The following is a 5823-nucleotide window of genomic DNA, read 5'->3' on the forward strand; positions in this document are numbered from 1 at the left end:
CTGACCAAGCCGTTCTCGTTCATCGTGCTGGTGGCGCGGCTGAGGGCACTGGTCCGTCGCGGCGCCCCGCAGCGTCCGGCGGTGCTGACCGCAGGGACTTTGTCGCTCGACCCCTCACGCCGGGTGGTGGAGCGGGCCGCAACACCAATCCGGTTGACGCCAAGGGAATACGGCCTCCTCGAGTACCTGATGCGCAACAAGGACACCGTCGTCACGAAGGCCGAGATCCTGCACAACGTGTGGGACGCCGCCTACGATGGCGCCGACAACGTCGTCGAGGTGTACGTCGGCTACGTCAGGCGCAAGATCGACATTCCGTTCGGCATCAAGACGATCGAGACGGTTCGCGGCGTCGGTTACCGGCTCGACTCGAGCGGCTCCGTCGGCAAGGGCAGCTGAACGGTCACCTTCGTTCCCGACCCGATACCGTCGCCGATGCCGACGCGTCCGCCGTGCGCAGCCACGATCTCCCGCACGATGGCAAGGCCGAGGCCCGTGCCGCCGGCACGTCGCGACCGATCGGGGTCCAGGCGCACGAAGCGGTCGAACACCCTGTCCCGGTCGGCGAGGGAAATCCCTGGCCCGTCGTCGCTCACCTCGACGAGCACCCGTCCGTCGTCCGGACGCACGGCGACGACCACGCGCGACACCGCATGCCGCGCAGCGTTGTCGAGCAGGTTGCGCAACACCCGGGACAGCGCCGCGGGGTCACCGGTCAACCTCGCGGGCTCGAGCGTGGCGCGTACGTCGTGGGTGCTCTCCCTACGGAGGCGCTCGACCTCCGCAGCGACGAGATCGTCGAGGTCGACGTCCTCCCTTGCGGTGTCGAGCCCACGCTCGTCGACGCGGGCCAACAGGAGGAGGTCGTCGATCAGCGCCTTCATCCGAAGCGCCTCGGGCATCAACGTGGTGGCGGTGAGCTCACCGCTGAGCACCTCCGGATGCGCGACGGCCACTTCCAATGCCGAGATGATGGTCGTCAGGGGGCTGCGGAGTTCGTGAGAGGCATCGCCGACGAAGCGCTGCTGAGCGGTGTGTCCCGCTTCGACGCGCGCCAGCATCTCGTTCATCGTGACTGCCAGCGCGGCGATCTCGTCGCGGCTGGCAGGCACCGGCACCCGGCCGGTGAGATCCGAGGTGGTGATGTCGGCGACCCTGGATCGGATGTCGTCGACGGACCGCATCGACCGGCGCACCAAAAGATATGTGGCCAAGGCGGATACACCGATCACGATCGGTGCCGCGATGGCCAGGGCCAGTACGACGCTCCACACGGTCGACGAGATCGTCGTGCTGCCCTCGCCGACGATGACCGTGTATCGGCCACCCGGTCCGTCGACGGTGTCGGCGCTGAACCTGATGCGGCCGAACGGTGATGACTGCTCGGGCATTCCGATGTGCAGGCCGTCGCGGACCTGGCTCCTGGGTAGCAGCGGCGTCTCGGGGGCCGATGCCGAACGTTGCATCACCGTGCCGTCCGGTGCGATCACCTGAATCGCGACGATCCGCTGGTCGGTCTGCAGCAGTGCGTCGTCCACGCCCTGCGCCCCGCGGGTCGCGAGCTGACCGGCGACCTCGTTGACGCGGGTGGCCGCCGCGGAGTCGAGGCCCGACAACATCGTCTGGTAGAAAACGGCCGCCAGCGCCGCGCCTGCAACGCAAAGCGTCACGAACACGACCGTCGCGGCAACGAACGCGGACCGCGCCGAGATCCCCCAGTTCGCCGTGAGTCCTCTCGCCATAGCGCTAACAGTCCACCACAATGTTTGCGGTGCCCGACATGCAGCAGGTCCACGAGTGGTTCCTGCACCGCGGCCTGCCCCTCGTGCTCACCCGGCGGGTCCGCTCGCGTCACCTGATCGAACGCTCGGCCCCGATGGTCAGCGGCGTCGGCGCGTTGACTGCGGTGACGATGCTGCTGGCCGACGTCACCGGCGACGCCGCGGACTACGGCTACGCGCTGCGGCTGGGCATCATCGCCGTGGTCCTCGCCGCCGCCCCGTTCGCCCTGTACGTCCTCCACCAAATGGACACGACGCTCGGCGCGGCAGGCAGACGCACCGCGGCCCTGGTGGTGATGGCGATCTTCGTGGTGGTCATGCCCGTGACGGTGAGGGGTTGGTCGGCGGAAGCGGTGGCCGAGGCGCCTGCGTTCGTCGCGATGACGCTGTTGGCGGTGTGGCTGACTTACATCGGATTCGGTTCGATCGCGGGGTGGGCATTCCGGTTCGCGTGGGTGCAGCTCGGGGCGCTTGGCAGTCTGATGAGCCGGGCGCTGCCGCTGCTGATGCTCACGGTGGTGGTGTACTTCACCGGCGAGCTGTGGCAACTGGCGGCGCGAATGAGTCGCCAAAGGCTCTGGCAGGTCATCGGTTTCCTCGCCCTGGTCGCCCTGCTCTTCATGGTTGCGACCATCCGCGACGAGGTCCGAGCGCTACGCGAAGACCGTGCGGTACGAACCGAGGGAGCCGAGGACGACGACCCGGCCCGCCTGCTCGCGGATACCCCGCTGGCGTTGCGGCCGGGCGAGAGGCCGCCGCGCACCGCGCTGTCCCGCGGCGAACAGATCAACGTCGTCGCCGTGATGGTGGTCTCGCAGGCGATTCAGGTGGTGTTCTTCACGGCAGGTCTCTTCATGTTCTTCCTCGCCCTCGGCATCATCGCCATCCCGGACGACGTCGCCGTGTTGTGGGCGTCGGAGGAAACCTGCGCGGTGGGCCAACCGCCCTGTGCGGGAACCTGGTTCGGGGTGCACCTCCCCATCCCGCAGACGATCGTGCACACGTCGCTGTTCGTCGCGGTGCTCTCCGGGTTGTACTTCACAGTGAGCACCAGCACCGACCCGCTGTACCGGCAGCGCTTCTTCGATCCGCTGATCGCCGACGTGGCCGTGAGCCTGGCCGGCCGCGACGCCTATCTGGCCATGGAGTCCCGGTCCACCGACCCCATCCACTAACCCGTCCAAACGCCGCGCACGCGCCAGCCGAGCAACGTTACGCCGGTGTCAATGAATGGCCAGCGCGGGGGCCCGTCTCGCCCTACACTGCGCGAGTGCTGCGCATCACCGGCGAAGGGCCTGTGAACCACGGCACGACGCACACCAGGAACTGAAGGGATTGAGACCATGAAGAAGCTATTGCTTCCCCGAGTTTTTGCAGCTGTCGTGGCGGCGTTCGCCGTCGGCCTTGCCGCTGCGGGCACTGCAAGCGCCGACGAAGGCAGTTACTTCGTCGACCTGACCAACGCCAACATCGACGGATCGGCTGACTTCGCGCTTCAGCTCGGCTACGCGGTATGCGACGACCTCGAGAACGGCGTGCCCCGGCAAACGACACTCGACGCGCTCTACGAGAACACCGGCGAGGACATCAGCTACGACGACGCCAACGTCATCTACAAGGCGGCGATCGCCAACCTCTGCTGACCCGGGACGCGAAACGGCCCCGCACCGAAAGTCTTCCAGCACGGGGCCGATCGTGGATCCTGCTGGTTCTATAGGTACTGACCCAGGTTCGACTCGGTATCAATGGCTCTGCTGGCGCTCGACGACTTTCCGGTGACGAGCGTGCGGATGTAGACGATCCGCTCGCCCTTCTTGCCCGAGATGCGGGCCCAGTCATCGGGGTTGGTCGTGTTCGGCAGGTCCTCGTTCTCGGCGAACTCGTCGACGATCGAATCGAGCAGGTGCTGGATGCGCAGGCCCCTTTGGCCCGTTTCCAGCACCGACTTGATGGCGAACTTCTTGGCCTTGTCGACGACGTTCTGGATCATCGCGCCGGAGTTGAAGTCCTTGAAGTACATGACCTCCTTGTCGCCGTTGGCGTAGGTCACCTCCAGGAACCGGTTGTCGTCGACCTCGGCGTACATGCGATCGACGACCTTCTCGATCATCGCCTTGATGCAGGCCCCGCGATCCCCGCCGAACTCGGCGAGGTCATCGGCGTGCACCGGCAGATTCTCGGTCAGGTACTTGGAGAAGATGTCCTGTGCCGCTTCGGCGTCGGGACGCTCGATCTTGATCTTCACGTCGAGACGACCTGGCCGCAGAATGGCCGGGTCGATCATGTCCTCGCGGTTGGAGGCGCCGATCACGATCACGTTCTCCAGCCCCTCGACGCCGTCGATCTCCGACAGCAACTGAGGCACGACCGTGGTCTCCACGTCGGAGCTCACCCCGGTGCCGCGGGTGCGGAAGATCGAGTCCATTTCGTCGAAGAACACGATCACCGGGGTGCCCTCGGACGCCTTCTCCCGCGCCCGCTGGAAGATGAGCCGGATGTGACGCTCGGTCTCGCCGACGAACTTGTTCAACAGCTCGGGGCCCTTGATGTTCAGGAAGTACGACTTCGCCTCGCGAGCATCCTCACCGCGCACCTCGGCCATCTTCTTGGCGAGCGAGTTGGCCACCGCCTTGGCGATCAGCGTCTTACCGCACCCGGGCGGGCCGTACAGCAGAACACCCTTCGGCGGCCGCAGCGAGTACTCGCGGTACAGATCCTTGTGCAGGAATGGGAGCTCCACGGCGTCGCGGATCTGCTCGATCTGCCTGGTAAGGCCGCCGATGTCGTGGTAGCTGACGTCAGGGACCTCCTCGAGGACCAGGTCCTCGACCTCGGCCTTGGGGATGCGCTCGAATGCGTAGCCGGCCTTGGTGTCGACCAACAGCGAGTCCCCGGGCCGCAGCTTGCGCGGGCGCCAATCGTCGCCGGAATCCTCGGCATCGGGGTCCTCGACCAGGTATTCCGCCGCGACCAGCGGCTCGGCCAGCCAGACGATGCGTTCCTCGTCGGCATGCCCGACGACCAGCGCGCGGTGACCGTCGGCGAGGATCTCGCGCAGCGTGCTGATCTCGCCGACCGCCTCGTAGGCACCGGCCTCCACCAGGGTCAGCGCCTCGTTGAGGCGGACCGTCTGGCCCTGCTTGAGCTCGGCCACCTCGATGTTCGGCGAGCAGGTGAGACGCATCTTGCGGCCGGACGTGAAGACGTCGACCGTGTCGTCCTCGTGGGCGGTCAGCAGAACGCCGTAACCGCTGGGCGGCTGCCCCAGCCGGTCGACTTCCTCACGGAGCGCGAGAAGCTGCTGACGCGCCTCCTTGAGGGTGTCCATCAGCTTCGCGTTGCGTGACGCGAGCGAGTCGATTCTGGCCTCGAGTTGATGTACGTCCCGCGCGCTGCGCAGGCCGCTGTTGGCCCCCACCGCCTGTTCCAGCTGCTCGCGAAGCCGGGCGGCCTCTCGGCGAAGTTCCTCAAGCTCGGCAGCATCATTGCTGGAACCAGAAGTGCTCGACTCTGACTCGCTCATACTGCGCTCCCTCCCCGCACCGAAAGTTGGTGCAGTAACAACTTCAAAGCTACCGGCGATTCAGCCTTTGTGTGCGGTGTAGGAATTACGACACACCGCCGACACTTGTTAACCTTTGACGTGACCCGGCCCCCTCAAAGGGCCCTAGAAAGGACCATTGTGACCCCGAAATCCCTCGTTACCGGCTTTGTGGCCGCAGCCGCCGGAGCTGTTGTGGTAGCCGCCGCAGCGGGTGGTATGACGTCGATCGCATCGGGCGCGCCGTCGCAGGCCCCCCTCGTCCAGCCCGTGGTCTGGGACATCCCGATGCCCGAGGCGCCGGCGCCGGAGCTCTCTGCTCCGCTGGTCCAGACGCTCAACGGACTGGCCGGGCCCGGCTCGTACAGCGGCGCCAAGGGCACCTACATCCAGGGCGGCCTCGGCCGGATCGAGTCGCGGCTCGCGGACGGCAAGTACCGCGACGCGCAGGCCAAGGGCTACTTCCCGCTGGTCTTCGCCATCGACAACATCGACGTGAAC

6 protein-coding genes are annotated in these 5823 nt (G+C 66.6%); 4 read left to right on the top strand and 2 right to left on the bottom strand.

The genetic code is table 11. The features are described from left to right. Positions 1–399, top strand: a 399-nt coding sequence (locus tag ABW137_RS28765) for a winged helix-turn-helix domain-containing protein (protein WP_526405137.1), incomplete at its 5' end; no start/stop codon positions are given. Here ABW137_RS28765 and ABW137_RS28770 read toward each other — a convergent pair. After that, on the bottom strand, positions 357–1742 hold the full coding sequence (locus ABW137_RS28770; RefSeq protein ID WP_526405139.1) for a sensor histidine kinase: 1386 nt from the start codon (positions 1740–1742) through the stop codon (positions 357–359). The genes ABW137_RS28765 and ABW137_RS28770 overlap by 43 nt on opposite strands. A gap of 20 nt (positions 1743–1762) precedes the next feature. On the opposite strand from ABW137_RS28770, the gene ABW137_RS28775 reads away from it, so the two are divergent. Then, positions 1763–2956 carry a hypothetical protein gene (locus ABW137_RS28775; RefSeq protein WP_526405141.1) on the top strand — a complete coding sequence of 398 codons (1194 nt, stop codon included), beginning with the start codon at positions 1763–1765 and terminating at the stop codon, positions 2954–2956. A 168-nt stretch (positions 2957–3124) separates the two neighbouring features. After that, the gene (locus ABW137_RS28780) at positions 3125–3424 is read left to right on the top strand and encodes a DUF732 domain-containing protein (protein ID WP_526405143.1); all 300 of its coding nucleotides are present in this window, start codon (positions 3125–3127) and stop codon (positions 3422–3424) included. A 68-nt stretch (positions 3425–3492) separates the two neighbouring features. On the opposite strand, the gene arc is transcribed toward ABW137_RS28780, so the two are convergent. Then, the gene (arc, locus tag ABW137_RS28785; protein ID WP_526405145.1) at positions 3493–5304 is read right to left on the bottom strand and encodes a proteasome ATPase; all 1812 of its coding nucleotides are present in this window, start codon (positions 5302–5304) and stop codon (positions 3493–3495) included. A 159-nt stretch (positions 5305–5463) separates the two neighbouring features. On the opposite strand from arc, the gene ABW137_RS28790 reads away from it, so the two are divergent. Further along, on the top strand, positions 5464–5823 hold a 360-nt coding region (locus ABW137_RS28790), incomplete at its 3' end, for a hypothetical protein (RefSeq protein WP_526405146.1).

Origin of the sequence: Mycobacterium sp., assembly GCF_040509115.1 — a bacterium.
Classification (GTDB): domain Bacteria; phylum Actinomycetota; class Actinomycetes; order Mycobacteriales; family Mycobacteriaceae; genus Mycobacterium.